Consider the following 26,319-nt stretch of genomic DNA (forward strand, 5'->3'; position numbering starts at 1 on the left):
TGTGTTCGGATCGAATTCACCTCCGAGCCGTCCAGGGTCGTAGTTTCTCCGGATTCCGGATCACCCAGATGTGGGTGATCCGGCCGTCGGCGATGTCGAAGGCGTACACCGAGACGACGGTGTCGCCGAGCTGCGCCACCAGGCCGGGTTGGCCGTTCACCGTCCGCTCCAGCAGGGTCACCGCGGGGCCCCTGGTGGCGATCTCCATCCAGAGGCGGGCGATCCGCTCGACGCCGTGGATCGGGTCGAGGAAGGCGGGCGCTATGCCGCCGCCGTCGGCCGTCGCGGTCGCCCGTGGATCGAGCAGGCCGATCAGGGCCTCGATATCCTTTGTCTCCCATGCTCGTTTGAAATCCCGGACCACCTCGGCGCGTTCGGCGCCCGAGGGTCCCCGCGAGGTGTCGATGCGGCGGCGGGCGCTGGAGGCGAGTTGTCGGCAGGCCGCCGGGGTGCGCCCGACGATGTCGGCGACCTCGGCGAAGGAGTAGCGGAAGACGTCGTGCAGGACGAACGCCACCCGCTCGGCCGGGGTCATGGAATCCAGCACGACGAGGAAGGCCATGCCGATCGACTCGTCGAGGGTGACACGGTCGGCCGGATCGACGGCGGACCGGCCATCGAGCCATTCGGACCGGCCGGGTATCGGCTCCGGAATCCACTCGCCCACATAACGTTCCCGCCTGGCGCGTGCCGATCCGAGCAGATCCAGGCAGATGCGGCCCGCGACCGTCGTCAACCACGCGCCCGGCGCCGCCACCTGCTCGCGCTGCCGCTCCGAGAGCGCGTACCAGCGCGCGTAACTCTCCTGCACCACGTCCTCGGCCTCGGCCAGGGAACCGAGCAGCCGGTAGGCGAGATTGATCAGCTGACGGCGTTCACCGATCACCACGGGCTGGTGCGAATCGGTCATGATCTCGGCTCCTTCGGTCGACGCGGGTTCATCGATTCGACGAAACAGTGACCCGGATTGTGAGGCGGCCTGACATTCCGCACGGCTGTGTCGTCGGAAGGTCGTGACACCCTCAGCAGAACAGGAGTTCCTGATATGACCGGAATCGGCATCATCCTCGGCAGCACCCGACCCAACCGCAAGGGCCCGCAGGTCGCCCGTTGGGTCCTGGACATCGCGTCGCGGCGTGACGACGCCGACTTCGAACTGATCGACCTGTGCGAGCACCCGCTACCGCATCTGACCGAGCCCGCGCCGCCGATGTTCGGCCCCTCCGTCCACCCCCACACCCGCGCCTGGGCCGGGCGGGTCGCCCCGTTCGACGGATTCGTGATCGTGACTCCCGAGTACAACCAGTCGGCCCCCGCGGTACTGAAGAACGCCATCGACCACGTGTACGCGGAGTGGGTGAACAAGGCGGTCGGGTTCGTCTCCTACGGTGTGAACGGCGGCGTCTGCGCGGCGTCGCAGTTACGGCAGCTCTGCGGCACCTTGGGCATGGCCGCCGTCGGCCCCCAGGCGGCGATTTCGCTGCACACCGATTTCGAGAACCACGCCGACTTCACACCGGGCAACCGTCCCACCGCGGCCCTGGACAAGGTGCTGGATCAGGTCGTCGCATGGAGTTCCTCCCTCGCTCCGCTGCGCCGACCCGCCACCGACACCATCGATTCGGAAGGAACCGATCATGACGACGCCGAACGACTTCCGGTCACGCGCTGAACGTGACGCGGCGGACGAAGTCGAGATTCGCGAGCGGATAGCCCGGGCCGTCGAAGCACTGCGGGCCAAGGATCTCGGGGCCCTCGAGCGGCTGTACACCACCGATGTCGTCTCCTTCGATATCGAACCGCCGCTCCAGCACGTCGGGATCGCGGCCAAACTCGAGAACTGGGCGACAGTGTTCCAGGTCTTCGAGAGCGTCACCTACGAAGTGCGCGACCTGACGTTCACCGTCGGCGACGATGTCGCGTTCGGACACGCCTTCGCGCGCCTGAGCGGCACGCTGAAGAACGGGGCCGCGACGAACGGCTGTGGGTCCGGGTCACGTACGGCTTCCGCAAGATCGACGGCCTCTGGTTGATCGCGCACGACCAGGTGTCGGTGCCGTTCGACCTCGCGACCGGTCGAGGCGTGGTCGACCTCGAGCCCTGAGCGCGTCCCGAACGGTCTCTCGACGGCATACACGTTGCCGCCGCGCATGCCATCACGGCGGCAACGTGTCCGGGGAAGGGTGGCAGCTTCCCAGGTCGGCTGTGGCACATACCACCTCCGAGATCGGTTGCCCGACAGGTGAATACCACGTCGCCCGCACCACGCTTCGAGTTGGCTCCGCGGTGGTTCACCACGAGCTGAGCGATCGCTCAGCCCAGGACGGGTGATGTATAGCACCTATCACGAGAACTTGGCAAGGGGTTCGCATGCCGAGCGGCATCGGTGCTGCTCCCGGCGTCGGAGGTAGCCTGAAGGCGTGAACCGGAACGAGGTTCTGAGTGAGCGGATAATCGCCGTGGTGCTCGAACTGCTGGAGTCCGAGGGACACGAAGCGGTCCAGCTCAGGGAAGTGGCGCGGCGCGCTCACGTCTCGCTGTCGACGGTCTACAAACACTTCCGCACTCGCGACGAGTTGATCATCACCGCGCTGGGACGCTGGATGGCCGACAACTGCTTCGCGGGGGTCGAGTTGCCGAGCGATGACGAGACACTGCACGACGGCCTCGTACGCCTGATGTCCTACGTCTTCGAGCCGTGGGAGCGCAATCCCAGGATGTTGGATGCCTACGCCCACGTGCGCCGAACTCCCGGCGGTACGACGCTGGACGCCCGCAGCGTCGAGGCGTTGCTCCCCGCGGCCGCGGCGCTGTTGGGAGGCGCGGATCCGCGCTACGCGTCCGATATCGGGCTGATCCTGGCCAATATGTCCTTCGCCATGGTCGTGCGATGCGCCGACGAGGATCTCGATGCCGCCGACATCCTGCCGATCCTCGAACGTGCGGTCGACCGTTTGACCGGCGACAACGCGTCACCGGCTGCCGCCGCGCGCTCCGGCGAACGCCGGTCCCACTCGGTCCTCAACCCCTACGCCGCGCCGTTCCGCGGCAATCTCACGCCGCGACCACCGCGATAGTGGACATCGACCACCGTCGCCGTGAGCCACGTCGGTCGCGTTCGACTCAGTCGTCCGGACCCCGGTTCATCGGGGTGGGTGTAGCTGCGCGCCACCAGGGCCGCCCGCAACCGCCACAGCGATGTGGGACGAGCCGAGTCGAGTCCGACGAGCACACCGATCCGCTCGAGCCGGTGATCGACGGTGTTCTGGTGGATGTGCAGTGCTCGTGCGGTGAGCCTGCGGTTGATGTCGTTGCGCACGTGCACGCGCAGGGTGCGCGGCAGTTCGGGGTGCGCGGCGAGCGGGTCCGGGACGGCGGTCAAACGATCTCGGCCTGGTCCCGGTCTGGTCAGCTGGTATTCGAGGGCGAGATCGTCGAAACGGTACAGCCCCGGCCGCCCGTAGAGTCGGCGCGCGACGTCGAGCAGTTCGTGTGCGATTCCGGCGGCCGCCGGAATCCGGTCGGCCGACACCGTCGCGGTCACGGCGTGCAGCGCGTCCATGAGACGACCGATCTCGCCGTGGCTCGGGCAGTACGGTGCCGGACCGTCCCTGTGCAGGCGGAAGCCTTCGCGCACCATCCCGTGCACGGTCTCGATCGGCACTCCGACCGCCGCCCACCGGACCGCGGCCCGGTGGATGCGCGACACCCTGGTCGTGGGGTGCGGCTGGTCGCGGGCCACCAGGTCCAGGCATCCCGCGACGACGCCTCGTATCTCCTCCCGCGGAAGATTTCCCCGCCCGCCGTGCCGGGGAATCGTCGCGAGCAACTGCCCCACGATGTGCTCGGTCTGCGCGCACGTCCGGGTCGCGCTCATGCCCGCGGACTCACAGTCCGCCGCCCCCGCCGATCAGCCACGGGTTGAATGTGCAGACCAGTGGCTTCGCGCCCGCCGGGTCCAGCGCGGCGAGGGTGATACTCGCGACGCGCGGTGAGTACATGAGCGTGAGGTGGTCGGACAGATCCTGGTCGCAGCCGTCCTGCAAGGTGATGTTGTGGACGGTCGCTCCGGCTCCGGCGCGCAGGAACGTCCAGTCGTAGGGGTTGGTGACCTCGTCGTAGCGGGACCCGACCGCGGTGTATTCCACGCCCGGCACCGTGTCACCGTTCGCGTTGAGCGTGGCGTAGAACGGCGAGCCGACGGCCTGCTGGATATTCGACAACCCGACGATCGGTTCGTAGAACCCGAGGATGTCCACCCCGAGATTGTTGATGGCCCGGCCGAGCGAGGCGATCCCCATCAGGGTGGTGCCGTGGTGGGTGGCGCCGAAGGTCACCAGCTCGGCGACCTTGTCCGCGCCGCCGTCGAATTTCAGGTAGCGGTTGGCGACCGTGCCGCCCTGCGAGTGCCCCACGATGTCGACCTTGTCCACCCCGGTGGCCGCGCGCACCCGATCCACGAATCGCGCGACCTGGCGCGAGGATTCCTCCATCGGGCCGACCCCGTAACGTCCGGGCAGCACCGCGCCGAGCCCGCCGCCCTCCAGCAGTCCGGACCGGCCGAAATTCAGTGCGAACACGCAGTATCCGGCGCTGGTCAGTCGCGGCGAGAGGTAGGAGAAGGTGTCGTAGGCGTTGAGCCAGGTGCCGTGCAGCAGCACCACCGGACGCGGATGCTCGGCGGTGGGTCGGCAGTCCCACTTGTTGGCGCCCGGCGGAGCGACATCGGGGTGCAGGAGTCCGTAGGCGAAGGCCGCCAGCGGCGCGGTCATCTCGGGACCTTCACCGACCGCCGCCGTGGCGGTGCTCCGGCCCCAGGTAGAGCCGCTGCCGGTGTCGACGATCGGCTCGGGTCGGCGACCGTCCGCTGCCGGTTCGAGTCCGGCGGACACCATGTCGGCGAAGGTATCGAGTTCGGTCTCAGGAGCCGGTGCCGCGCTCACCGATCCGCCGAGCTCCTGCGCGAGAGCTACCCCCGCGACGACTGTGGCGCACGCGACGATGCGGCGCATGCGTTGCCTCGTTGCAAACATCTTCGGTATTCCCATCGGTTCGTCACCGCGGCCACACGGAATACGTATGGCACAGAACACAACACAGATCGGAATGTGATACGCGACGCTGCGCCGTGGCGGTATCCGAAGTCTGGTCCCGACGGCGCGTGCCGTCACTACACGCGCGGACGAAGTACCCGACCCCGACCTTGTAGCCGGGGACAAGGCATCCGGTGCCGATGTTCAGCCGAGCTGCTCGGCCAATCCGACGACGATGTTCTCGGGGCCACGGACGTAGCAGAGCCGATAGATGTCCTCGAACCGCACCAGCTCACCGACGAGTTCGGCGCCGTGGGCGCACAGGCGGGCGACGACATCCTCGATATCGTCGACGGCGAACATGATGCGACGAATGCCCAGCGTGTTCGCGGGCGGGTTCTTCGGCTCGGCGGTGATGGCTCCGGGCCGGTGGAACTTCGCCAGCTCGACCCGGCCGTGGCCGTCCGGGATCCGCAGCATCGCGACGTCCTGTTCGACGTCCTCCAGTCCGATGACACGCTCGGCCCCGCGCCACTCGAGTGGCCCCTTACCCTCCAACTCCATACCGAGTTCGACGAAGAACGCGATCACAGCGTCCAGATCCTCGACGACGATCAGGACGTTGTCCATCCGTTGTATCGCCATACCGTGGCCTCCTTCGATGTAGTGCGGACGCGGTGCCCGCATCTGCCCCTGGGACGGAGCCGACGAGCCGTTCTCGACACGGTCCGCTCGATCCGCCCCGCGACGGAGGGGATGCGCGGCGCCGCTCCGGTCGACGGCTAGGATCTACTTCTCCGCGATCGAGCGGGGATCGAAGACAGTCTTGTTCAGCCGTGGGGGATATTCGTGCACGACCAGTGGTACAGCCATATCGATGAGACCGCGGCGACGCCCATACCGCAGGCGCCGCAGATGCCACCGACAGAGCCCGCGCGGCCCCCAGGGGCGAAGCGGTTCCTCGGGCGTCACCGACTCGCCCTCGCCATCGTCGCCTTCAGCGCGGGCGTCCTGCTCGCCGCCGCCTCCGTGCTGGTCGCCCTCCGACACGACCGCGACACCGAGATCGCGCTGGCCGTGAACGACTGCGTCGCAATCGAATCCGAGCGTCCGATCGAATATCCCTGCACCGAGGATCGCGCGACATATCGGATCGTGGCACGCGAGGACATCGTGTGGCCGGTGGACTCGGCCTGTCTGAAATTCCAGAACAGCACCGAGGCGGTGCCCGAACCCGCGGCCGCGGGCGAACAACCCGATACCGCACTGTGTCTGGCGCCGACCCGGTCCAACACCACCGATCCCGGCGCGTTGCAGGCCGGTGACTGCGTCGAGGTCAAAGGCGCCGGCGACTCGATAATCCGCGTCCAGTGTCGGCAGAGCCCGCTCGGCTCGCGCGTCGTCGCCACCGAACTGCACCGCCAGATCCCCGTCACCGATCAAGCCTGCCGAGCGCAACCGTTGACGCGTTCGGCATTCGCCCATCCGTCACTGGGTGGACGGGCGATTGTCGTGTGCGTCGAACCGACCGACCCGCGAGCCGTCATCGGTGCCGACGTCGGCGACTGCGCCGATCGGAACCTGGGCGGATTGGTCGCGTGTGACAGTCCCTCCGCCGCGCTGCGGGCGCTCGCCGTGCGCAGCCTCTACCAGCGGCCCGAATCACCGCAGTGCCCCGACGTATTCGGTGCGAGCGCGTTCACGATGAATCACAACGACAAGACCGATCTCGTCGTCGGGATCTGCTTGGGACCGGCTGATCCGAACGCCGCCCTGTATTCCGTCGTCGGCGACTGCCTCACGAATGGCGGCCCCGGACCCGCGTCGCGTTCGTTTCGGATCGATTGCACCGACCCCGCGGCGGCGGACGAGGTGATCGAACGACACGAATCCCCCGACAACAACTGCCCGTCCGGAACATCGAGTTCGATCACCTGGACTCCCGGAGTCACCGCGGGCATCACGGTCTGCCTCGCCCGTCGCTGAACGCGCGGTCGCACAGTTCCGATGCCGATGCTGGGAGTCGCTGCCGTCGGCGACTCGTGATCGGGGCGATAGTCTCGCGCCGCATTCCCGCTGTCCCATCCCGCCGTGAACGCGATGCCTAGCCGATGTCGACGACTCGCGCCCACTCCGGTGGCCGGTCCGGGACATAGTCGGCATCGTCTTCGCTCCCGGTGAAGGCCCGTCGGAACAGGCCGACGACGGTGCGGCAACTCGGCTTGGTCTCGGGCCAGGGTGTCTGACCGTCGGTGAGGACCACGACGACGTCCGGGCGGTTCCCGGCGCGAAGGGCTTCGGCGAAACCCGTTCGCAGGTCGGTGCCGCCGCCGCCGATCAGCGGAATGCCCTCGGCCGCGCACAGCGGGTGCGCGATTCGGGCGGCCGCGTCGCACGACAGCACGGTGACCTGACCGCGGCCGAGGCCGACGACGCGGCAGATGGCGGTCACCTCGAGCAGGGCGCTGCCCAGTTCGGCGTCGCTGACCGAACCGGAGGTATCGATGATCACGCTGACCCGAGGTGGGGTGCGCCGCAGGCTCGGCAGGACGGCGCCGGGCACACCGGCCGAACGTCGCGAGGATCTGCGATAGGTGTAGTCCTCGCCGACTCCGGGCGCCGAGAAGGCACCGCGCAGTGCCGCGCCGAGCAGGTCGCGCCACGGCTGCGGCGGATGGAAGGCTTCGCGCGCCCAGCGCCGCCAACCGTCCGGCACGCTGCCCGGGCGACCGATGATGCCCTGCGCCACTCGGAAGCGCACACCGGCGCGTTCCTGTTCGCTGAGTCCGTCGGCGCCGAGCGGCCCGAGCTCCCACTCGCGGTCCAGACCGTCCGCGCCGCTACCGCAGTCGAGCCACGCCATGCCCGGCGTGTAGGTGCCGAACCGGAACTCCGTCAGGTACTCCTCCATGAGTTTGCCCGCGGGCAAGTCGATGTCGGATGGCAGGATCGCGCCCTGCGGGCGGACCAGACCGTCACCGAAGATGTCGTCGTTGATCTCGAAATCCGCGGCGATGTTCATGCGCAGCCGCTCCCCCGGCCCGCTGAGTTCGTGCTCGCGGGCGAAACGATCGCCGCGGCCGTGATGGTCGCGCAGCAGGTGCGACACCTCGTGCACCAGGACACCGGCCAATTCCTCGACGGGCAGGCGGTCCACGAAGGCGGGTGAGACGTAGCAGCGCCAGTGCCGGTCCACGCTCATCGTCGGCACGCGGCGTGATTCGACGATGCGCAGGGCGAACAGGGCGGTCGCCAGATAGGGCCGGACTCGGACGGCATACAGCCGAGCGGCGAACAGCTTCTCCAGATCCAGTTCCCGATCCACTGCCCGCGCAGTCATCGGCCCGCCCGCACGAGATCGGCGGCGCGCTCGGCGCGCCGCGATACCGACACCACCCCCGCCAGTTTCTCGATCGACGCGGGCACCTGCCAATCGCCCTGGCGCAACGTGGCGAGCGTGGTCGCGGGAACGACCACCAGGTCCGGGGCACCGGTCTCGCACGCCCTGACCAGCAGTGCCCACGCCGCGTCCCAGCGGGATCGCTCCGGGCGCTTGCGCACCGCCGCGACCACACCGTCGAGCACCGCCTGACGCAGATCTCCGCGCTCTGGCAGCCGCGCGTTCGCCGGATCGGCCAACAACGTCTCGGGGTCGGGGAGGTCCATCCGGTCCAGGCTGGTCAGCAGTTCGAAACCAGGGCCGTCGCCGACCGCGCCGCGGACCAACACCGACAGCACATCCTTGGAGGATCCCGCCGCGGTGGCGAATGCGATGAGTCGCAGTGTCATCTCCCAGCTTCGCGGCGATGCCCACGCACCGCCCCGGCGCGCTTCGCTGCTCGGCATCTGATGCACGAGTTTCGGGCGCGCCGCGAGCAGTACGCAGACCGCGCGGCGCGCGAACGTCACGACCTCCGTGAGCTTTTCCGGGTCGAGTCGCGGCATCGTCGCGCGCGGCCAGGTGCCGCCGAGACCACGAACGACCACGTCGTGATCGTGTACCCATTGCAGGTGCACGAACCGATTGGCCAACGGCGCGCTCAGCTCCCAGCCGTCGGCCGCCGACGAACGCGGATTGGCCGCCGCCACGATGCGGACCCCCGGCGGCAGTGTCAGCGAACCGATCCGACGTTCCAGCACCAGACGAAGCAGCGCGGCCTGCACGGCGGGCGGCGCGGTGGACAGTTCGTCGAGGAACAGCAGCCCCCGGCCGGTCCGGACCAATCGCACCGCCCAGTCCGGTGGTGCCATCGGAACGCCGTGCTCCGACGGATTGTCACCGACGATCGGCAGCCCGGAGAAGTCCGATGGTTCGTGCACGCTCGCGATCACCGTGGTCAGCGGAAGCTCCAGGGTTTCGGCGAGCTGCGTCAGTGCCGCGGTCTTGCCGATTCCCGGCTCACCCCACAGCAGCACGGGCAGGTCGGCGGCCACCGCCAGGGTGAGGGCCTCGAGTTGGATGTCGGTCCGCGGCTCGGTGTCGGACTCGCCGAGCAGTGTCAGCAGGTCGGCGGCGATATCGAGCTGGGAATCGTGACCGGTCGGGGTGTGGGCAGCGGAGCCCGTGACAGCGGTAGTCATAGGAATCACCTTGTGTCGTAGAAGGATCGATGGATTCGACGGTCGCGCCGTCGCGGTGGTGTCGAGCGGGCGTGTCGCGGTGATCGGCGCGCGCCGGGTGTGCGCTCCGGCGAGGTCAGTCGCGCGTCGCGTGACGTGGATGCGCGCGGCGGGCCCGTGGACGGCGAGCGCCGGGGTAGTCGGGGGCGAGTTGGGGTACGGACAGACCGGATCGGTAGAGCCCGTGGGTGATTCGCTGTTCCGCGGTGGCTGTCAGCAGGTCCCGGAGTGCGCCGTCGCGCAGGATCGCTTCGGGACCGAGCAGGCCCTCGACGACGCGGAGTGCGCCCGCGACATCGCCGTGCGCGAGACGTTCACCGACGCCCTCGAGGCAATCCGGTCGGCGATAGGCCCGATCGATGGCTTGCAGGCACGGCACCGGGGTGCCGGTCAGGGCCGCCAGGAGTTCCTCGCGCCGGATCTCGGCCGGATCGTGGTCCAGCGCGGACAGCACACCGTCGACCAGTCCGATTCGATGGTGCCTGCCACCGCATTCCACCGAGTGCGTTCGCTCCGCCCGGATCGAGGCCGGGACGGCGCTCGGCGAACGGTCCGGGACCAGTGCCGCGGCGACCAGCGGATGTAGTCGATCGGGCGAGATCGCCCCGGCGCCGAGCAGTTCCAGGTCCGGTGGTCGCCAGGTCGCGGCGTAGGGCAGCACCGGCAGCGCGGAGACGGCTCCGGCCGGATACGCCGTCGCGATCCGCACGCGGGACGTCCCGAGCTCGGCGATGATCCGGTGTCCGGCTACCGACTGCACCAGAAACGTATTGTCCTCTCGCCCTTCGTCGTCGAGCAGGATTCGCGCTTCGGCGCCCCAGCGTTCGACCGCGTAGCCGTGATCCGGCGGCGCGATCTCGAGTAGGGCCGGGTCCGGTTCCACCCGGTCGACGTCGGGTTCGGCTCCGCACCGTACCCGCAGCTCATCGGACCGTCGCGCGTCCCAGAGGTGGCGGTGCAGGTCCATCCGAAATCGCCGGTCCGGCCGAGGACGTGGATGTGTGCCGGGCGCGGCGCGGGAGTCGTCCCACAGTGCGAGGCCGACCCGCTGTCCGGCGTCCGCCCACGCGGGTGCGGACCGCACCACCAGATGCAGGTCACCGGCTCCGCCGCGACGATAGCGAGCGAGCGTGATCGTCGACCCCGGCCGGAGCAATCCGGTGGGAGCGATCCTCGGCAGGTGCCAGCGCAGGAGGTCCGGGGCCAGGCGCCGGAGGTCGGACCGGATGTCTGTCGCCAGCGCACGGCCGTAAAGCCTTGCCGTAGAACGCATATCGATATCCACATCGAAACCGGCAGCCGCACAGGCCCCGGCCCAGTCCCCGGCGCGACGCCGAGCGGTAGCAATCTCGATCATGGAGGGCGGCACGGCGAACTCACGCACGCGCGACCAGAAGGAAAGGCGGGAATCGTCCACATTCGTCTTCGCAGTGAGCATCAGCGCTCACCTTGGACGAATGGGACCCCCAATCTGCGATCAGAAGATTTCATCATCGCGTCGATCATAGAGCATGCCTTGGCTCCGCGCCGATCGGAGGCCGGAATCCCGCACGCGCCGAATCGATTCACCGTGTGCGCCAACGCTTGTCGCTCACAGCACGAGTTGGTCGATGGTGATGGCTAGCGACCGTATCCGGCGACCGGTCGCATGGAACACGGCGTTGCCGATGGCAGGGCCACCCCGACCAATCCGACTTCGCCGACGCCCTTGGTCGCTGATCAGTGGCGTGGCGTACTCATGGCCAGGACGGCGGAGCGTCGATCGAGGGAACCAAAAGGTGTTCCACCGGTGAGGTTTTCGCTGCCGTGGATCCAGGTCGGGCCGTCAGCGAGGTGATCGAGGGCTTGTTCGGCGACGTCGCGCGGGTCGGCGAGGACGCGGTCGCCGATATCGAGGGTCCGTCGCAGCGAAGGCGTGTCGGTGGCGCCGAGTACCAGGCCGAGGACGTGGACGCCGTGTTCACGCCATTCGGCCCAGAGTCCTTCGGCGAGTATGAGATCGAAGGCCTTGCTGGCGCCGTAGGAGGCGAGGTTGCGCCCACCGGCCCAGGCCGCTCCGGACGTGACCAGGACCACTGCGCCTCGGCCTCGGGTCACCATCGGGCCGCCGAATCGATAGGCGGCTTCCAGCACGCTGACACAGTTGCGGTGGACGAGCGCGCGGTGTTCGTCGAGGGTGCGGTCGAGGAATTCGACGGTGTGGCTGTCACTTCCGGCGTTGTAGACGAACACCCCGATATCGAGGTCGGCGGTGGCGTGTTCGAGTTCGCCGATCGCCTCGTCGGTGCTCAGGTCCAGCGACAGTGTCCTCGTCTGCACGCCGTAATCCTTTTGCAGGGCGGTGGCGCAGTCTTCGAGGACCGGGGCCCGGCGGGCGACCAGCACGATGGTCATGCCGCGGGCGGCGAGCCCCTGCGCGAAGGCGGCGCCGACGCCGTCGGATCCGCCGGCGATCACCGCCCAGGAACCGTAGGTGGCGGGGAATTCGGTCATGGACGGGTCCTTCTTTCCGTGCGGCGGGGTTCTGCGGTATGGCAAGGCTTTTCGTGAAGCATCACGACGGGTTCGGCTCTGTGGGCGCGAGCATGTCGCGAGGTCGGTCGGAGCCGTCGAGATTGGCGCTGACGCGTTCGCTGATTCGCCACCCCTCCGGGGTGCGAACCCAGGTCCAGGTATTTGCCGAGACACGCGCGACCCAGAATCGGCCGGTCTCCGCGTCGAAGCGGATAACGGCACCTCGCGCGGGGTCAGCTCGGCGCGCGCGGCCGCGGACCATCCCACCGAGATCGCGTCCGCCACACACACGATCTCGCTCGGCAGATCCGGCAGCACCGGCCGCATCAATGCCTCGTCGAGCAGCAGCAGTTCCCCGAACCCACCGGGGGAATCCGGATTCTGCCCGATTATCCTGCGCCCGTGGGAGGTTCGCAGTATCGGTAGTGAGCTGACCCGGGATCCGACGGCGATGCGCCGGTCGGTCTCGGGCCCGTGGCCGACCACCTCCGCGCAGTATTCGTGACCCATCACGATGTCGACGTCCTGGGCATAGGTCGACATACCGCTGTCGTCGTAGGCCCCGGCTTCCGGGTGATCCATTTCCGACCACGCCACGATGCGGGTCCAGGATCCGACCATAGCCACACGCTCGGCAATAAAGAAAGAGAGTCTCCTATAACTTACAGGAGATGGCGATCTGTAGTACCGGCTCTGAACAGGGAAAACCACCTGGTATCACGGCGAGTTACGATAGGTGCCATGGCCAATGTGCAACAGGTCGGGCGGCCACGCGACATCACGATCGATGCGAAAGCGCTCGCGGCGGCGCGTGCGCTGCTCGTGGAACGCGGCTTCGACGCGACCACATTGCAGGCGATCGCCGAACGCGCGGGAGTGCACGCGTCCGCGCTCTATCGGCGCTGGCCTTCCCGCATCCAACTGATCGAGGACGCCGCCTTCCCCACCGCCCGGCCGGTGGACGTCACACCGACCGGAAATCTGCATGTGGACCTGCGCCGCTTCGTCCGCGCCTACATCGCCGCGTTCGGCGAACCGGCCGCGCGGGTCGCCGCCGCCGGTCTGCTCGCCCACCACCGGACATCGGACAATCCGGGCGCGCCCTCGGTCTACCTCCGGGTATCGGCGCGCCCGCAATTCCGCGCGATCCTGGCGGCCGCCCCGCCGGGCAGCGTCGACCCCACCGTCGACCCGGACGACGTCTTCGACATGCTCCTCGGCGCCATCTGGACCCGGGTCATGCTCTTCGCCGTCACCACCCGCCGCCGCCCCATCGAACGCACCGTCGACATGGTCCTGCGCATGGTGCGCCCCTACCCGTCGACCACCTGAGCCGCGGTGTCCAGATGCTGGACATCCCGAGCGCGTCGATCCCCCTCCGCGAAGTGGCTGTGACAGGGTGACGAACATCGGCAACGCCCCATTCCCGCACGACGGCCACCGACTGCGTCGCCTCCCGTTGTCCGCCACTCGATCGAGGAGAACCCATGGGATCGGAACTACACGGACGCACCGCCGTGGTCACCGGAGCGAGTCGCGGCATCGGGCTGGCCATCGTGATCGCACTCGCCCATGAGGGCGCCCACGTGATCGCCGGGGCACGTACCTTCGGCCACGAACTCGACGACCTCGTCGGCGAAGGCCGCGTGCGCCGCGTCGCGACCGACCTGACCGCTGCCTCGGCACCCGATGAATTGGTCGCCGCGGCCGACGATCACATCGATGTTCTGGTCAACAACGTCGGCGGCGCACCGGCACGCACCGAAGGATTCCTCGCGGTGACCGACCAGCAGTGGCAGACGACCCTGGAACTCAATCTCCTCACCGCCGTCCGAACCACACGCGCGGTACTGCCCTCGATGCTGCGCGACAACGGCGGCAACATCATCAACATCAGTTCCGTCAACGCCGCCCTCCCCGAACCGCTCGTCGTCGACTACAGCGCCGCCAAAGCGGGACTCTCGGCGTTCACCAAAGCGATCTCCAAGGAATTCGGATCCAGAGGCATCCGGGCGAACACGATCAGCCCCGGCCCCGTCGCCACCGACCTGTGGCTGGGCACCGACGGTGTGGCGGCGACCGTGAGCCGGACTGCCGGAAACACACCGGAAGACGTCGCCGCGTCCGCCGCGTCGGCGACGGACACCGGACGGTTCTCCACCCCCGACGAGATCGCGGCCCTGGTCCTGATGCTGGCGAACAACCGCGGCGGCAACATCACCGGCGCCGACTTCCGCATCGACGGCGGCTACATACCCACCTGGTGACCGACGCGGCACCCCCGAGTTCGCGATTCGCTCCGCAGTCTGAGCCTGCCCGCTACGCGGCTCGAAGTTGTCCCGTCACGGGTCTCCCCCAGCGCATTCGGATCACCGGCTCTCCGACACGATGTCCAACGACCTCGTACTCGGCGGAGCCGTGTCCCCGCCGAAGGCAGGAGCGGCGCAGACAGCGGAGTGACCGGGACCGTCGGCCGGAACGACGACACTGCCGGTGATCGTGACGGGCGGGTCCAGCGGTATCGCGCGGACACGGGCGGAAGCGAATTCGTCGACCTGCCCCGCCGGGAGCAGAGTCCAACTGTGCGGGGTCGTTCCGACTTCCACGATCGTGGCGCGAGTCGACTCCGCGGGCCGTCCGAGCTTGGGACGCACCCCGGCCGCCGCCAATGCGGCGGTGACCGCGTCGTGCAGCCGGCGGTCGCGTTCACGGGCGGGCATCCGCAACACGCCATCCGCCAGTTCGGCGAGGGCGACGGTGGTGCGCTCGGCGACGTGGTGATGCCGGGACACCACCGCCAGCAGTGGTTCGGTCCAATTCGGGAGCGCGGTGCCGAGAACTCGCCCAGTACCAGCGCGACATCGAGTTCGCCGCGGAGCAGGGCGTCGAGACGGGCGGAGAAGGGAAGATCGACCAGTACGACATCGAACGGGGTTCCGTTCGCTCCCAATGTGTCGATGCCGCGCTCCACGCGGGCGGACAGCCCGGCCGCGGTGCCTATGCGCAGGGTGACGGCGGGCGTGCCCGACACGACGCGGAGCCGTTCGGCGGCCACGAGGACGTCTCGTGCGGCGTCGAGCACGCGACTGCCGGTCGCTGTGAGCGCCACGTTGCGCGGTGAACGGTCCAGCAGGCGGACGCCGAGTTCCCGTTCCAGCCGGGCGATCTGCTGGCTGACCGCGGGCTGGGCGATGTGCAGACGTTCGGCCGCCCTACCGAAGTGCAATTCCTCGGCGACGGCGACGAAGTACCGCAACGCCCGCAGTTCCATCACATCTCCCGGTGTCGAAAACTCCCTGTCCTGCAACGATAACGTCCGCCTATCGCTGTGCGTGCGCTTCGGATCTGGTTCGCCGCGAGACAGCGTGGTGAAGTCGCCGCACGAGTATCGAACCAGGCATGCTCGGCGCCCACCTGCGCGAGCACGAGGTAACACCGGAACGCGCCGCACAGGTCGAGGAAGCCGGGTACGGCACCCTCTGACTGGACGGCTCACCGCCCGCCGATCTCGCACTGGCCGAACGCCTCCTCGAGGCGACCACCCGGATGATGGTCGCGACGAGCGTGGTCAACGCGTGGACCGCCGACGCCGACGAGGTCGCCGCCTCGTACCACCGGGTCACCGACAGATACCCCGACCGGTTCCTGCTCGGCGTCGGCATCGGCCACCGCGAGGTCCACGCCGAATACGCCTCCCCCCTACGCCACCCTCGTGTCCTATCTGGACGAACTCGCCACCGCCGGACACCACCACCGCGGGTTGATCGCCCACCTGGACGCCGGTGCCGACCATGTCGGCGTCTACCCCCTCGGCGACGACACCATCGGCACCCTGCGCACGATCGCCGCCGCGGTGGTCGAGGCTCGATACGAGTACCGTTGACACGCAACATCTTCGGTACTGGCAGACCGATGATGGTCGCCCTGGACATCGACGGCACCCTGCACGCCGCACCCGACACCGACCCGAGGGCGCACGAGACGATCAGCGCCGCCGTGCGGGCGGCGGTGCGAGCCGTCGTTTCCTCGGGCTCCCACGTGGTGCTTGTGCACCGGCCGACTGTTCCCGGCAACACTGCCGTTCCTGCGCGAACTGCATCTCGCTTCCGGCTTCGCGGTCTGTTCCAACGGTGCCGTGCTCGTCGACGCCTCGACCGGGCAGGTAGTCGAGCAGGTCCTCTTCGACCTGACGACGCCCGTCGCGATACTGCGCGAGCGACTGCCGGGTGCCGGCTTCGTGTCCGAGAACCCCGGCGTCGGGGTGAGAGCCACCGATCGGGTCGACGACGCCGATACGCACCACGGCACGATCGACCTGGTCGAGATCGACGAACTCGCCGCCGTGCCGACCACGCGGCTCGCCGTGCACTGGCCCGGACACAGCGGCACAGCATTGGCCGCGACTCTCGCCGAGATCGACCTCCCCGGAGCAATCGGCGACAGCGTCAACGACCTGGAGATGTTGTCGTGGGCCGCGCACGGCATCGCCATGGGCAACTCGCCCGCGCCCGTCCTCGCCGCGGCCGACGAGATCTGCCCGTCCGCCGACGAGGACGGCTCGGCCGTCGCGCTGTCCCGATGGTTTTGACGTTTCCGCAAACCTATTTGCCCGAATTGCAATGCCGGGATCAGAGTCGATGAATGAACGACGACTTCGACGCAGTGCTGGCCGCGGTCGGGCCGCGCCTACGCGAGATGCGCCGTCACCGCGACCTGACCCTGACCGCCTTGTCGGAGACCACCGGCATTCCGATCAGCACCCTGTCCCGCCTGGAGTCCGGGCACCGCAAACCGGGCCTGGAACTCCTCCTCCCGTTGGCCAGGGCCTACCGGATCCCGATCGAGGAACTCGTCGGCGCTCCGACCGATCTCGACCCGCGCGTATATCCGCAGCCGTTCTCCCGCAACGGCATGACCGTGATTCCACTGACCCGCAAACCCGGCGGACTACAGGCGTTCAAACAGATCATCCCCGCCGGCCTGACCGAGGGAAACGCGCCCGATCCCCGATCCCACGAGGGATACCACTGGCTCTACGTCCTCAACGGTCACCTACGGGTGGTACTCGGCGACAAGGACTTCATCCTCACCACGGGCGAAGCCGCCGAATTCGACACCCACCTCCCGCACTGGTTCGGCAACGCCGACCAACGCGCGGTGGAATTCCTCAGTATCCTCGGCCCCCAGGGCGAACGCGTCCACCTCAGAGCCCGCTACCGTCCCGATGACTCTTCTTCCCAGTGAACGAATTTCGCAGCGCTCGGCCGACGCTCGATCACATGCTCGCGTCCCCCGGACTCTTGAAGACGGTCCAGACGCCGGGGTACTCCAGCACCGTATGCCACGTGAACACGCCACTGGCCCGCAGGAGTTCCCGCATGGACTCGCCCCGAACTGCGATCTGGATGCGCTTACGCCCGCCCAGTTCCGTGAGTCGGCCTGCGAGAATTCCCACAGCGTCGGTTTCCTCGGTCGAACTCAGCGGGTTGTAGAAGTAGAAAACTGTGCCGAGCGAGAGATCGATATCGAGAGCGTCGGGGTTCACGAAAAGCCGGATCGACATCCGTAAACCACCGTCGCCGCAGACCGAACAGGTGCGATGCCATCGGCCGGTGGACATAGCGCATCGAACAAGATATTGCTTGCAGGCAAGATCATGTCACCATTTCGACTTACCGAATGTGCTTGCATTCTCCGTAGGGAACATTTTGCGTCAGATCAGGCCGACCGAACATGCGGACAATCCCGACTTGGAGTTCTTGGCCTGGACCCAAACTCCCACTGGCGAAGCGCTATTGATGCAACCGATCGTTCCACCGATCTGCATCGGTCCGGCGGATGCCGTCGGTGCACAGAGTGTCATAATGGCCACGACAGCGGGAACGAGCGCGACAAAACTTCGGCGAATGCGCACGACGTATCTATTCCCTTCACAATTCAATGGATCAGGGCAGCGTCGTTCGATCGTATGTCACTGCCCGACCGCCGTCTGCAATGCGTTTCGCCGACATGGATCCTGCCTCCGTGCTCCCACCGCGCAACGTTGCCGAAGGAGAACGCTGTATCCGTCGAGAGGTTCGAGCGGTCCGACTCTGCGCAGACGGGTGTGATTATCTCCGCCGACAACCCGGCCGCGACAGTCTTGTGCTCCACGCCCATGGACGGCCACACACGCCGATGTCACGATTTCAACGTCCGCAATCGCACGGCGTCGGCGAGGCTCGCACAGGCGAATCTCCTGAATCCGCACGATGTCGCCCGTCTCGGAACAGGTGACTTTCCCTTTCGCCGAGTCGCTTTCGCCGGTCGAGGTGTCGAATTCCCGATCACAGTCCACCAGGAGCCGCATCGATGTTCACGTTCACCAGCGCCGACGGACTCACCATCCATGTGCACGCGTGGGCTCCGTCACGACCGCGGGTGCGTGGCGTGGTGCAGATCGCGCACGGCATGGGCGAACACGCCGCCCGGTACGCTCACCTGGCCGAACGGCTCGTCGCGGAGGGTTACGTGGTCTATGCCGCGGATCAACGCGGCCACGGGCACAGCATCGCCCGGGACGCCCGGGGACCTCGGACCCGACGGCTGGAATATGTTCGTCGCCGACATGGTCGCCCTGACCAAGATCCTGCGCGATCGGCATCCGGCGGTACCGCTGGTGTTGTTCGCGCACAGTCTCGGCGCCATGGCCGCGCAGCAGTACCTGGTGGACGAGGCCGAACTGCTCGATACGTAGCGCTTTCCGGCGTGACCGCGGTCGACGGGTTGTTCGAGAACATCGGGGCCGCGGGCGGTGATCTACTCGGCCTGTTCAATGACCGGTTCCAGAACGAACTCGACCGAGAACACGTCGAGAACGATCTGATCGCCTGGATCGAGCGCGTCACGGGCTGAACCGGTCCGGTCACGCGGGTCACGGTCGGGTGGCTGTACCAGTTCGGCACCTGTGGGCGGTGGCGCGGACCGATATCCCCACGAGCCGGTCCCATGGTGACCACCGGGTCCGGATGCCGCGCAACGGTGACCCGTACCATGCTCGGATGCCCACGATCGACCCACGACACCCCGTCCGCACGGTTCGCTCGGTGCGCGGCGCCGGTCGACGCCGGGTGCCGCGGATCGTCGTGCCGACGGCACGCGCGGTCGTCGATTGCGGTGTCTACGTCGAGGGTCGACGCCTGCCGGGCCGGTTCACCCCCGCCGACGCGCTGGCCGAAATCCGCAATCGAGGTGAGGGATTCGTGTGGGTCGGGCTGATCGAACCCGACGACACCCAGATGGGTGAGATCGCCGCGATATTCGACCTGCATCCGCTCGCGGTCGACGATGCGATCAACGCCCGCCAGCGCCCGAAATTGGAGCGCTACGACGACACCGTGGTCCTGGTGCTGCGCACGGTGGTCCACCGCGAGCACGAGATGCACAGCGTCAGCGAGATCATCGAGACCGGGCAGATCATGATCTTCACCGCCCCCGATTTCGTGGTGACCGTGCGCCACGGCGAACATTGCGCGCTCACCGGCGTGCGCCGCGAACTCGAAGCCGATCCGGCGCGACTGATGTACGGTGCCCCGACGGTGCTGCACGCGGTCACCGATCACGTCGTGGATTCCTACGTCGACGTCACCGACGCGGTGGAGTTGGATATCGAGGCGATGGAGGAGGAAGTGTTCACTCCCCGCGGCCAGGTCGCGGTCGAGTCGATCTACCAACTCAAACGTGAGGTCGTGGAACTACGTCGCGCGGTCAACCCGCTGGCGACACCGTTGGGCAAACTGCTCAACACCCCGGACCTTTTTCTGCCCAAGGAGATCCGCCGCTATCTGCGCGATGTCACCGATCACCATTCCGGCGTCGCCGAACGCATCACCGATCTCGACGAGGCGTTGACCGCGTTGATCAGCGCGGCCCTGGCGAAGATCGGGGTGCAGCAGAACACCGATATGCGCACCATCTCCGCGGTCGTCGCGATCGCCGCCGTTCCGACGATGATCGCAGGGATCTACGGCATGAATTTCGAACACATGCCGGAACTGAAACAGGTGTGGGGCTACCCGGCCGCACTGATCCTGATCTTCACGATATGCACCGGGCTGTTCATCGGTTTCCGTCGCAACAAGTGGCTCTGACCCACGGCGTCTGTTCGAGCGTCGGTCACCGTGGAACTTCGCGACCGCCGTCATCGGCCGTAAGGACGGTGCTGCCCTCGACGAGGGATGCCGGTGCGGGCAGGGTGAACCGGAAGCGTGTTCCACCGTCGGTGTAATCGGTATCGACCCAGATCTTGCCGCCGTGATACTCCACGATCTTCCTGCACACCGCCAGTCCGATCCCCGTGCCGCCGTATTCCTCCCGATTGTGCAGTCGCTGGAAGATGACGAGCACCTTCTCGGCGAAATCCGGCTCGATCCCGATCCCGTTGTCGGTCACCGCGAATCCCCACATCCCCGTATCGGCCTCCAGTTCGGCGTCGATCCTGACCAGGGGTGCGCGATCCGGGGCACGGAATTTGACGGCGTTGGCGATCAGGTTCTGCCACAGCATCGTCAACAGCGTCGGATCACCCACCACCTCCGGCAACCGCGCGGGCAGTTCGAGGCGGGCGCCGGTGTCCTCGATGACCGGGGAGATATTGGACAACGCGACGTCGAGGGTGGCGCCGAGACCGATACGGGCGGCGCTATCGGTCAACCGGCCGACGCGAGAGAAGGTGAGCAGGTCGTTGATCAAGACCTGCATGCGTTTCGCGCCGTCGACGGCGTAGTCGATGTACTGCTTGCCGCGCGCGTCGAGTTGGTCGCCGTAGCGCTTCTCCAGCAGCTGACAGAACGAGGCGACCTTGCGCAACGGTTCCTGGAGATCATGGGAGGCGACGTAGGCGAACTGCTCCAATTCGGTATTGGAGCGGCGCAGATCCTCGGTCTGGACGTCGAGCTCGGCCTTCTGACCGGCGAGAACGGCTTCCTGGGCGCGGGAGATCTCCAACTCCGACACCACCCGGCGGCGCATGCTTTCGGTGGCGGCGGCGACGGTGGTGATATCGGCGGGGCCGGTGACGTCGATGCGGTGGTCGAAATCGCCGTCGGCGACCCGCAACGACGCTGTCGTCAGCGCCGAGAGCGGGCGGGCGACGAAACGACGCACCAATACCGTCAGGACGAGACCGGTCAGCAGGAGTACCGCCACCATGAGTGTGAGCACGGTGTTGCGCAGGGCCCTGGCCTGATCGAGGGTGCGGCGGTCTTCGGCGATGGCCGCCGTGAAGCCCGCGCTCTGGTCGTCGAAAGCCTTGCGGATTTCGTCGAACAGCGCCTTACCCTGCACCGAATTGGCCGCCAGCGCCGCGGGGGACGCGGGGGACGCGGGGGACGCGGTCTCGGTACGCGCGTAGTCGGCTCGCCATTTCGCCGCGGCGCGTTGCACGAAGTCCAGATCGGTCAGCAGATCGGGATCGTCGGCGATCAACGCGGCGATCCGTGCGGCCGCGCGGGCCTGCTGTTCGCGGCCGAGAGTATCGGGTTCGAGGAATTTGCGGTCCCCGGTGAGGGCGTAGCCGCGGACACCGGTTTCCTGATTGATCAACGCGTTCTGCAACTGGGCGGCCTCGCGGGAGGCGGGCTGGGTGTGCTCGAGCAGCCGATCGGTGGCGGTGTTGGTCTCGGCGATCACCTGCGCGCCCGCGGCGGCACCGATGAGGACGACGATCGCCATCACGGCCAGGACCAGCTGAAACCACGTCTGCACGGTGAAACGTCCGCTGCCTCGCGCTCCGCTCGGCACGGTTCTCACCGCGGAACCGGTCTCGGACATCGGTACCTCCTACCCGGACACGGCGTCCAGCTGGGCGCCGTGAACCTCAACACCCGCCCGGAACCGACCGCGAGGCGCCGAAATCCTAGCCGACCTCCCGAACCCGTGTTGGTGCTGCGTCCTCGCGATCGGCAGGGCACGATGAGGTGCGGGTCCGTTCCGCGGTCACCGGTCGAGCGTCGGGCGAGGGCGGGCGGAACCATCGGATTCGACAGCACGGAGGAGCCACATTGCCGCACCGACCATCGCGGCCCGAGCCGCGCGACGGTGTCGGCGTCATCGCGTTGGTGGCCGGGATCGTGGCGCTCGTCTTCGCGTTCGTTCCGGCCGTGGGCGATCTGGTCGCGGTGCCCGCCGCGGTGATCGCGGTCGTGTGTGGGTGGGTCGGGTTCGCGCGGTGGGACAAAGGTCTGGCCACCAACCCCCGCGACGCGGTGGTCGGAGGCACGCTCGGGACGGTCGCGCTGTTCGTGTGGTTCCTGGTGTTCGCCGCGACGAACGGTACGACGGCATAGCAATCCGTCGGCGGTGACCCGATGCGCGGACCACGTTCGTCGAGGTCGCCACCGCCGTGCGGATTTTGACCTCTCGTCAGAAGAAACTCTGATTTTCATCTGAAGAGAGTGATATTCTCGCAATGTCGTCCGTCGCTGCGGACGAACATGTTCCCGGCATCCGTGGATGCGGTGATGTCGACAGCCTCGAATACCCGAAAGGGCCCGAGGCGGTCGAACTTACGCGCATCAGCAAAGTGACGCCGGGAGCGCCGATCTCTTCGATCGAGCGGTGGTGGACGAACGAGGGGTGATGCTCATGGCGGGTGGTCGACGCCGAACGAGTGCGCGCGAACGTCCACGGGAGTCTCACCTCCGAACGCCAGACCATCCTCGAACCGAAGTTCGCCGCCTGCCCACGCATGCCGTCGGCAGACAGCCGGATCTCTTCTTTGCTTGTCCAGCAAAGGTTCTCGGTAACACAAGGCATCGCGCTGCTCCGTGTCGGAGCGGCGCGGTGAAAGGAGAGCAACAGTGACTACCACCGTCGACGCCGAGCCCGTGGTCGAAAGCTCGGGAATCATTCCGGTCTACGACCCGTCCACCGAGGAGCAGATCGCCGAAGTCGTCGATTCCGACCGGAAGGCCGTCGATGAGGCGGTGGCTTGGGCGCGGGAGACGTTCGAGTCGGGCGTCTGGCGCAAACTGCCCGCCGCGCACCGCGCGGACGTGCTCTTCCGCGCCGCGAACATCATCAGGGACCGCACCGACGAACTCGCGGCGATCGAGGCCCGCGACAACGGTATGAATCCGGTGGCCGCGCGGCACATCATCAAGGTCTCCCTCGAGATGCTCATGTACTACGCGGGCTGGGTCGGCAAGATCCACGGCGAGTCGAGCAATCTCGTATCCGACGGCCTACTCGGCGAATTCGAGAACTATCACACCTTCACCCAGCTCGAGCCGGTCGGCGTGGTCGGACTCATCATCCCGTGGAACGGGCCGTTCTTCATCGCGATGCTCAAGGTCGCGCCCGCGCTCGCGGCGGGTTGCAGCGCCGTCCTCAAACCCGCCGAGGAAACGCCGCTCACCGCGCTGAAACTGGAGGAGATCTTCCGCGAGGCGGGTCTGCCCGACGGCGTCCTGAACGTCGTCACCGGCTACGGCGAGACCACCGGCGCGGCGCTGGCCGCACATCCGGACGTCGACAAGATCGCGTTCACCGGGTCGACCGAGGTCGGACGGCTGATCGTCAAAGCGGCCGCGGGCAACCTCAAGCGTCTGACACTCGAACTCGGCGGCAAATCACCGTTGATCATGTTCGACGACGCGAATCTGGACAAGGCGATCATGGGCGCGGGCATGGGCCTGCTCGCCGGATCGGGACAGAACTGCTCGTGCACCTCGCGCATCTACGTCCAGCGCGGCATCTACGAACAGGTCGTCGACGGTCTCGCCGCCTTCGCGAAGATGCTGCCGATGGGCGGCAGCGACGACCCCAATTCCGTTCTCGGACCGCTGATCAGCGAGAAACAACGCAAACGCGTGGAAGGCATCGTGAACGAGGGCGTCGCCGCCGGAGCGCAGGTGGTGACCGGCGGCAAGGCGATGGACCGTCGCGGCTACTTCTACGAGGCCACGATCGTCACCGGCACCACACCCGATATGCGCCTGATCCGGGAAGAGATCTTCGGCCCGGTCGGCTCGGTGATCCCCTTCGACGACGAGGACGAGGTCATCGCCGCCGCCAACGACACCGAATACGGTCTCGCGGGGTCCATCTGGACCGAGAACCTCGGTCGCGCCCACCGCGTCGTGAACGAACTGCGCGCGGGCCAGGTCTGGGTGAACTCCGCCCTCGCGGCCGATCCCTCGATGCCGATCTGCGGCCACAAGCAGTCGGGTTGGGGCGGTGAGCGCGGCAAGAAGGGCCTCGAGGCCTACTTCAACACCAAGTCGGTCTACATCGGCCACTGATCGGTCGGTCTGAAGGTCCTGCGGGTATTCCCGCGCCCGTGAGGAAACCGGCGGAGGCGACTCCGCCGGTTTCGCGGTCACCGAAGGCCCGTCGTGACCCGGGCGCGTTCGATTCATCAGCACGGCGGCTGCCGACGGGAACTCTCAGCGAGGGTCCGCCAAGTGCCATCCGCCCAGACTCAGGTCGGGTGCGTTGTCCGGGAACACTTCGAAGAAGATCTTGTCGAATTCGACCTTGGTGGTGCGGATGGTGACGTCGGTGCTGCTCTTGTCCGCGAGAACGGCCGTGCAGTGGACGGCCTCTCCGGTTCTGCCGCGCAACATATTCGCGCAACTGGCGCTCGCCTGAGAAAAGTAGCCCGACGCGAGACGGTATTGCAGGGACAGTCTCCGGGCGAGGTCTTCGACGATCGGTTCCAAAGTACCTGCGTACAGCACCGAATCCTGAAGTGTGACGGTGGCGCCGCCGTTCGTGTCGGTGATGGTGTAGTCGACATTCCACACGTTGTCGTTCGTTTCGGTCACCGTGCACGTACGAGTCGTGTCGATCACGAGTTTGTGGATGCCGGAACAGGTAACGGTCTTGTAGTAGCGCTCGGTCTTCACCTCGAGGGCTCGTGCGATATTCGCTTGCACCGTGAAATTGTCGATGACCCGGTCGTCGAACCGTGGCGTGTAGGAGATCCGGTCGTCCTCGATATTCGTGACGACGGCGGTCATGGGCCAGTTCCTGCCATCGAGATCTATTGCCGTGCAGGAGGCTTCGGCGCCCACTTCGGCATCGACGCCTTCACACGTCACGCTCTTGGCATCGGCGCCCGCCGTCGACACGAAGAACGAGCGGACTTTGTCCGCTACCTCGTCACCGCTGATCCTTTCCGGCCCGAACAAACCACATCCGGACGCGGCGAATACGACAAGAACCGCCAACCACCTACGCATCGAAGAAGATTACGTCGCAGCGCGATCGGTTCAAAATCAGCTCTTTGTCGGCATTCTCACGGAAACGCACACCACAGATTCGAAGGTTTGATTCTGCAATCCTCGCTCGATAATTCCCTGAATCGCCTGCCTTCGGGTTCACGATTCTCGGCCGCGCACGATCGGCGCAGAGTGGTCCGACCAGCGGAGCCGATCCGCCGGGTCGCGGGTAGCACCGTGACACAGTCTCCGGAACTGGTCGCGATCCCGCCCCGGACAAGCTGCCGGGATCACGGTCAATTTCCCATCTCGGTATGGATTCACACTGCCGCGACGCTGCGGAAACGTTTCCTCCCGTCACTACACTCCCAACTGATGGTGAACCCCGGGTAGATCGGAGTCGATATGACGAAGACGCTGAACTCGCTGTCCGAAGATGAATATGTCCTGGTCCGCAGCACCAAGAAGGCACAGATCGCCGACCTCGACGAAGAGGCGCTGATCCGACTGCACACCCGCGTGCGGCGCGCGCGCAACAAATTCGTCAAGGTGTATCGCCGAGCCGGCGCGGAGAAGGTCGAAGCCAAGGGCGCGCGCGGCACCGGAAAATCCGCGAATATCCGTAGCGCGGCCAAAGCGGAAATCTTCGAAGGCGCACTCAGCAGGGTCAGCCGCCAACTGGCCACGGCCTCGAGGCAAAATGCTCGCAAGTTGAAGGACGAGAGGCTCGCACTCGCCCGCAAGGACGCGCCGTCCTTCAGCGAAATCGACACCGGTCCCGGGAAGGTCGACTCTCCGGGAAAGACACGCGTCGATACCACCCGCGAATCCCCTGGCCGAAAGAAGTACGAGGCATCCAGCATCGCCGCCGGGGCACGGCGCCAAGCCAAGAAGGACAAGCGCTAGCCCGCTCGTTTGCCTGCGGTTTCGGCGGGTACGTCGCGGACAGG

28 protein-coding genes and 3 pseudogenes are annotated in these 26,319 nt (G+C 67.0%); 16 read left to right on the forward strand and 15 right to left on the reverse strand.

Annotated elements, in window-relative coordinates; genetic code table 11:
• Positions 1–16: 16 nt before the first annotated feature.
• On the reverse strand, positions 17–910 hold the full coding sequence (gene sigJ / locus OG225_RS16725; protein WP_405182505.1) for an RNA polymerase sigma factor SigJ: 894 nt from the start codon (positions 908–910) through the stop codon (positions 17–19).
• Positions 911–1,045: 135 nt separating this feature from the next.
• Here sigJ and OG225_RS16730 point away from each other — a divergent pair, with 135 nt between their 5' ends.
• The 3 genes from OG225_RS16730 (at position 1,046) to OG225_RS16740 (ending at position 3,077) form a co-directional block, all read left to right on the forward strand.
• Complete coding sequence (locus OG225_RS16730) at positions 1,046–1,672, forward strand: NADPH-dependent FMN reductase (RefSeq protein ID WP_405182506.1); 627 nt, start codon at positions 1,046–1,048, stop codon at positions 1,670–1,672.
• The gene (locus OG225_RS16735) at positions 1,638–2,033 is read left to right on the forward strand and encodes a YybH family protein (RefSeq protein WP_405182507.1); all 396 of its coding nucleotides are present in this window, start codon (positions 1,638–1,640) and stop codon (positions 2,031–2,033) included. The genes OG225_RS16730 and OG225_RS16735 overlap by 35 nt, the downstream gene beginning before the upstream one ends.
• Positions 2,034–2,420: 387 nt before the next feature.
• The gene (locus OG225_RS16740; protein ID WP_405182508.1) at positions 2,421–3,077 is read left to right on the forward strand and encodes a TetR family transcriptional regulator; all 657 of its coding nucleotides are present in this window, start codon (positions 2,421–2,423) and stop codon (positions 3,075–3,077) included.
• Here the strand turns inward: OG225_RS16740 and OG225_RS16745 are convergent.
• From OG225_RS16745 to OG225_RS16755, 3 genes are all read right to left on the reverse strand, one after another.
• Positions 3,029–3,877: a PucR family transcriptional regulator gene (locus tag OG225_RS16745; protein ID WP_405182509.1), complete on the reverse strand. Its 849-nt coding sequence runs from the start codon at positions 3,875–3,877 to the stop codon at positions 3,029–3,031. The genes OG225_RS16740 and OG225_RS16745 overlap by 49 nt on opposite strands.
• Positions 3,878–3,887: 10 nt before the next feature.
• On the reverse strand, positions 3,888–5,012 hold the full coding sequence (locus OG225_RS16750; RefSeq protein ID WP_405182510.1) for an esterase/lipase family protein: 1,125 nt from the start codon (positions 5,010–5,012) through the stop codon (positions 3,888–3,890).
• Positions 5,013–5,237: 225 nt separating this feature from the next.
• A complete protein-coding gene (locus OG225_RS16755; protein WP_405182511.1) occupies positions 5,238–5,678 on the reverse strand; it encodes a VOC family protein in 441 nt (146 codons plus the stop codon).
• Between the two features lie 204 nt (positions 5,679–5,882).
• Between OG225_RS16755 and OG225_RS16760 the strand changes: the two genes are divergently transcribed.
• Positions 5,883–7,019 carry a hypothetical protein gene (locus tag OG225_RS16760; RefSeq protein ID WP_405182512.1) on the forward strand — a complete coding sequence of 379 codons (1,137 nt, stop codon included), beginning with the start codon at positions 5,883–5,885 and terminating at the stop codon, positions 7,017–7,019.
• Positions 7,020–7,137: 118 nt separating this feature from the next.
• Here the strand turns inward: OG225_RS16760 and OG225_RS16765 are convergent, their stop codons facing one another.
• The 4 genes from OG225_RS16765 to OG225_RS16780 form a co-directional block, all read right to left on the reverse strand.
• Positions 7,138–8,373 carry a DUF2201 family putative metallopeptidase gene (locus tag OG225_RS16765; protein ID WP_405182513.1) on the reverse strand — a complete coding sequence of 412 codons (1,236 nt, stop codon included), beginning with the start codon at positions 8,371–8,373 and terminating at the stop codon, positions 7,138–7,140.
• Entirely contained in the window at positions 8,370–9,614 is a 1,245-nt protein-coding gene (locus OG225_RS16770) for an AAA family ATPase (protein WP_405182514.1), read from the reverse strand. Before OG225_RS16770 ends, OG225_RS16765 begins: the two co-directional genes overlap by 4 nt.
• 115 nt (positions 9,615–9,729) lie before the next feature.
• Positions 9,730–11,091 (reverse strand): hypothetical protein, encoded by a 1,362-nt coding sequence (locus OG225_RS16775; protein ID WP_405182515.1) that lies wholly within the window; start codon positions 11,089–11,091, stop codon positions 9,730–9,732.
• A gap of 281 nt (positions 11,092–11,372) precedes the next feature.
• Positions 11,373–12,146 carry an SDR family NAD(P)-dependent oxidoreductase gene (locus OG225_RS16780; protein ID WP_405182516.1) on the reverse strand — a complete coding sequence of 258 codons (774 nt, stop codon included), beginning with the start codon at positions 12,144–12,146 and terminating at the stop codon, positions 11,373–11,375.
• Between the two features lie 762 nt (positions 12,147–12,908).
• Here OG225_RS16780 and OG225_RS16785 point away from each other — a divergent pair.
• Together OG225_RS16785 and OG225_RS16790 are read left to right on the forward strand one after the other, a co-directional pair.
• Positions 12,909–13,499 (forward strand): TetR/AcrR family transcriptional regulator, encoded by a 591-nt coding sequence (locus OG225_RS16785; RefSeq protein ID WP_405182517.1) that lies wholly within the window; start codon positions 12,909–12,911, stop codon positions 13,497–13,499.
• Between the two features lie 155 nt (positions 13,500–13,654).
• Positions 13,655–14,434, forward strand: coding sequence for an SDR family NAD(P)-dependent oxidoreductase (locus OG225_RS16790; RefSeq protein ID WP_405182518.1), 780 nt, complete (start codon positions 13,655–13,657; stop codon positions 14,432–14,434).
• Positions 14,435–14,536: 102 nt separating this feature from the next.
• On the opposite strand, the gene OG225_RS16795 is transcribed toward OG225_RS16790, so the two are convergent.
• From OG225_RS16795 to OG225_RS16805, 3 genes and pseudogenes are all read right to left on the reverse strand, one after another.
• Positions 14,537–14,962 (reverse strand): hypothetical protein, encoded by a 426-nt coding sequence (locus OG225_RS16795; RefSeq protein ID WP_405182519.1) that lies wholly within the window; start codon positions 14,960–14,962, stop codon positions 14,537–14,539.
• A gap of 353 nt (positions 14,963–15,315) precedes the next feature.
• Positions 15,316–15,438, reverse strand: a pseudogene (locus tag OG225_RS16800) (LysR family transcriptional regulator); the annotation flags it as partial.
• A gap of 221 nt (positions 15,439–15,659) precedes the next feature.
• Positions 15,660–15,848: a hypothetical protein gene (locus OG225_RS16805; RefSeq protein WP_405182520.1), complete on the reverse strand. Its 189-nt coding sequence runs from the start codon at positions 15,846–15,848 to the stop codon at positions 15,660–15,662.
• Positions 15,849–15,879: 31 nt separating this feature from the next.
• Here OG225_RS16805 and OG225_RS16810 point away from each other — a divergent pair, with 31 nt between their 5' ends.
• From OG225_RS16810 to OG225_RS16820, 3 genes are all read left to right on the forward strand, one after another.
• Positions 15,880–16,050 (forward strand): hypothetical protein, encoded by a 171-nt coding sequence (locus OG225_RS16810; RefSeq protein ID WP_405182521.1) that lies wholly within the window; start codon positions 15,880–15,882, stop codon positions 16,048–16,050.
• 162 nt (positions 16,051–16,212) lie between these two features.
• Complete coding sequence (locus OG225_RS16815; protein WP_405182522.1) at positions 16,213–16,755, forward strand: HAD family hydrolase; 543 nt, start codon at positions 16,213–16,215, stop codon at positions 16,753–16,755.
• Positions 16,756–16,808: 53 nt separating this feature from the next.
• The gene (locus tag OG225_RS16820) at positions 16,809–17,411 is read left to right on the forward strand and encodes a helix-turn-helix domain-containing protein (protein WP_405182523.1); all 603 of its coding nucleotides are present in this window, start codon (positions 16,809–16,811) and stop codon (positions 17,409–17,411) included.
• A gap of 31 nt (positions 17,412–17,442) precedes the next feature.
• Here OG225_RS16820 and OG225_RS16825 read toward each other — a convergent pair whose 3' ends face one another.
• Positions 17,443–17,730, reverse strand: coding sequence for a hypothetical protein (locus tag OG225_RS16825; protein WP_405182524.1), 288 nt, complete (start codon positions 17,728–17,730; stop codon positions 17,443–17,445).
• An 887-nt stretch (positions 17,731–18,617) separates the two neighbouring features.
• Here OG225_RS16825 and OG225_RS16830 point away from each other — a divergent pair.
• The 4 genes and pseudogenes from OG225_RS16830 to OG225_RS16845 form a co-directional block, all read left to right on the forward strand.
• Positions 18,618–18,674: pseudogene (locus OG225_RS16830) on the forward strand (hypothetical protein); the annotation flags it as partial.
• Between the two features lie 10 nt (positions 18,675–18,684).
• The gene (locus tag OG225_RS16835) at positions 18,685–18,903 is read left to right on the forward strand and encodes a serine aminopeptidase domain-containing protein (RefSeq protein WP_405182525.1); all 219 of its coding nucleotides are present in this window, start codon (positions 18,685–18,687) and stop codon (positions 18,901–18,903) included.
• A gap of 11 nt (positions 18,904–18,914) precedes the next feature.
• Complete coding sequence (locus tag OG225_RS16840) at positions 18,915–19,061, forward strand: hypothetical protein (protein ID WP_405183547.1); 147 nt, start codon at positions 18,915–18,917, stop codon at positions 19,059–19,061.
• 146 nt (positions 19,062–19,207) lie between these two features.
• Positions 19,208–20,296 (forward strand): magnesium and cobalt transport protein CorA, encoded by a 1,089-nt coding sequence (locus OG225_RS16845; protein WP_405182526.1) that lies wholly within the window; start codon positions 19,208–19,210, stop codon positions 20,294–20,296.
• Between the two features lie 25 nt (positions 20,297–20,321).
• On the opposite strand, the gene OG225_RS16850 is transcribed toward OG225_RS16845, so the two are convergent.
• Entirely contained in the window at positions 20,322–21,977 is a 1,656-nt protein-coding gene (locus OG225_RS16850) for an ATP-binding protein (protein WP_405182527.1), read from the reverse strand.
• 230 nt (positions 21,978–22,207) lie between these two features.
• Here OG225_RS16850 and OG225_RS16855 point away from each other — a divergent pair, with 230 nt between their 5' ends.
• Positions 22,208–22,492: a hypothetical protein gene (locus tag OG225_RS16855; RefSeq protein ID WP_405182528.1), complete on the forward strand. Its 285-nt coding sequence runs from the start codon at positions 22,208–22,210 to the stop codon at positions 22,490–22,492.
• A gap of 513 nt (positions 22,493–23,005) precedes the next feature.
• Positions 23,006–24,448, forward strand: coding sequence for an aldehyde dehydrogenase family protein (locus OG225_RS16860; protein ID WP_405182529.1), 1,443 nt, complete (start codon positions 23,006–23,008; stop codon positions 24,446–24,448).
• A gap of 144 nt (positions 24,449–24,592) precedes the next feature.
• Here the strand turns inward: OG225_RS16860 and OG225_RS16865 are convergent, their stop codons facing one another.
• Both OG225_RS16865 and OG225_RS16870 read right to left on the reverse strand, forming a co-directional pair.
• A complete protein-coding gene (locus OG225_RS16865) occupies positions 24,593–25,168 on the reverse strand; it encodes a DUF4333 domain-containing protein (RefSeq protein ID WP_405183285.1) in 576 nt (191 codons plus the stop codon).
• 36 nt (positions 25,169–25,204) lie between these two features.
• Positions 25,205–25,390, reverse strand: a pseudogene (locus tag OG225_RS16870) (hypothetical protein); the annotation flags it as partial.
• A gap of 384 nt (positions 25,391–25,774) precedes the next feature.
• On the opposite strand from OG225_RS16870, the gene OG225_RS16875 reads away from it, so the two are divergent.
• A complete protein-coding gene (locus OG225_RS16875; RefSeq protein WP_405182530.1) occupies positions 25,775–26,275 on the forward strand; it encodes a hypothetical protein in 501 nt (166 codons plus the stop codon).
• Positions 26,276–26,319: the final 44 nt, after the last annotated feature.

The sequence above is a fragment of the Nocardia sp. NBC_01377 genome, from assembly GCF_045040005.1.
Classification (GTDB): Bacteria; Actinomycetota; Actinomycetes; order Mycobacteriales; family Mycobacteriaceae; genus Nocardia; species Nocardia noduli.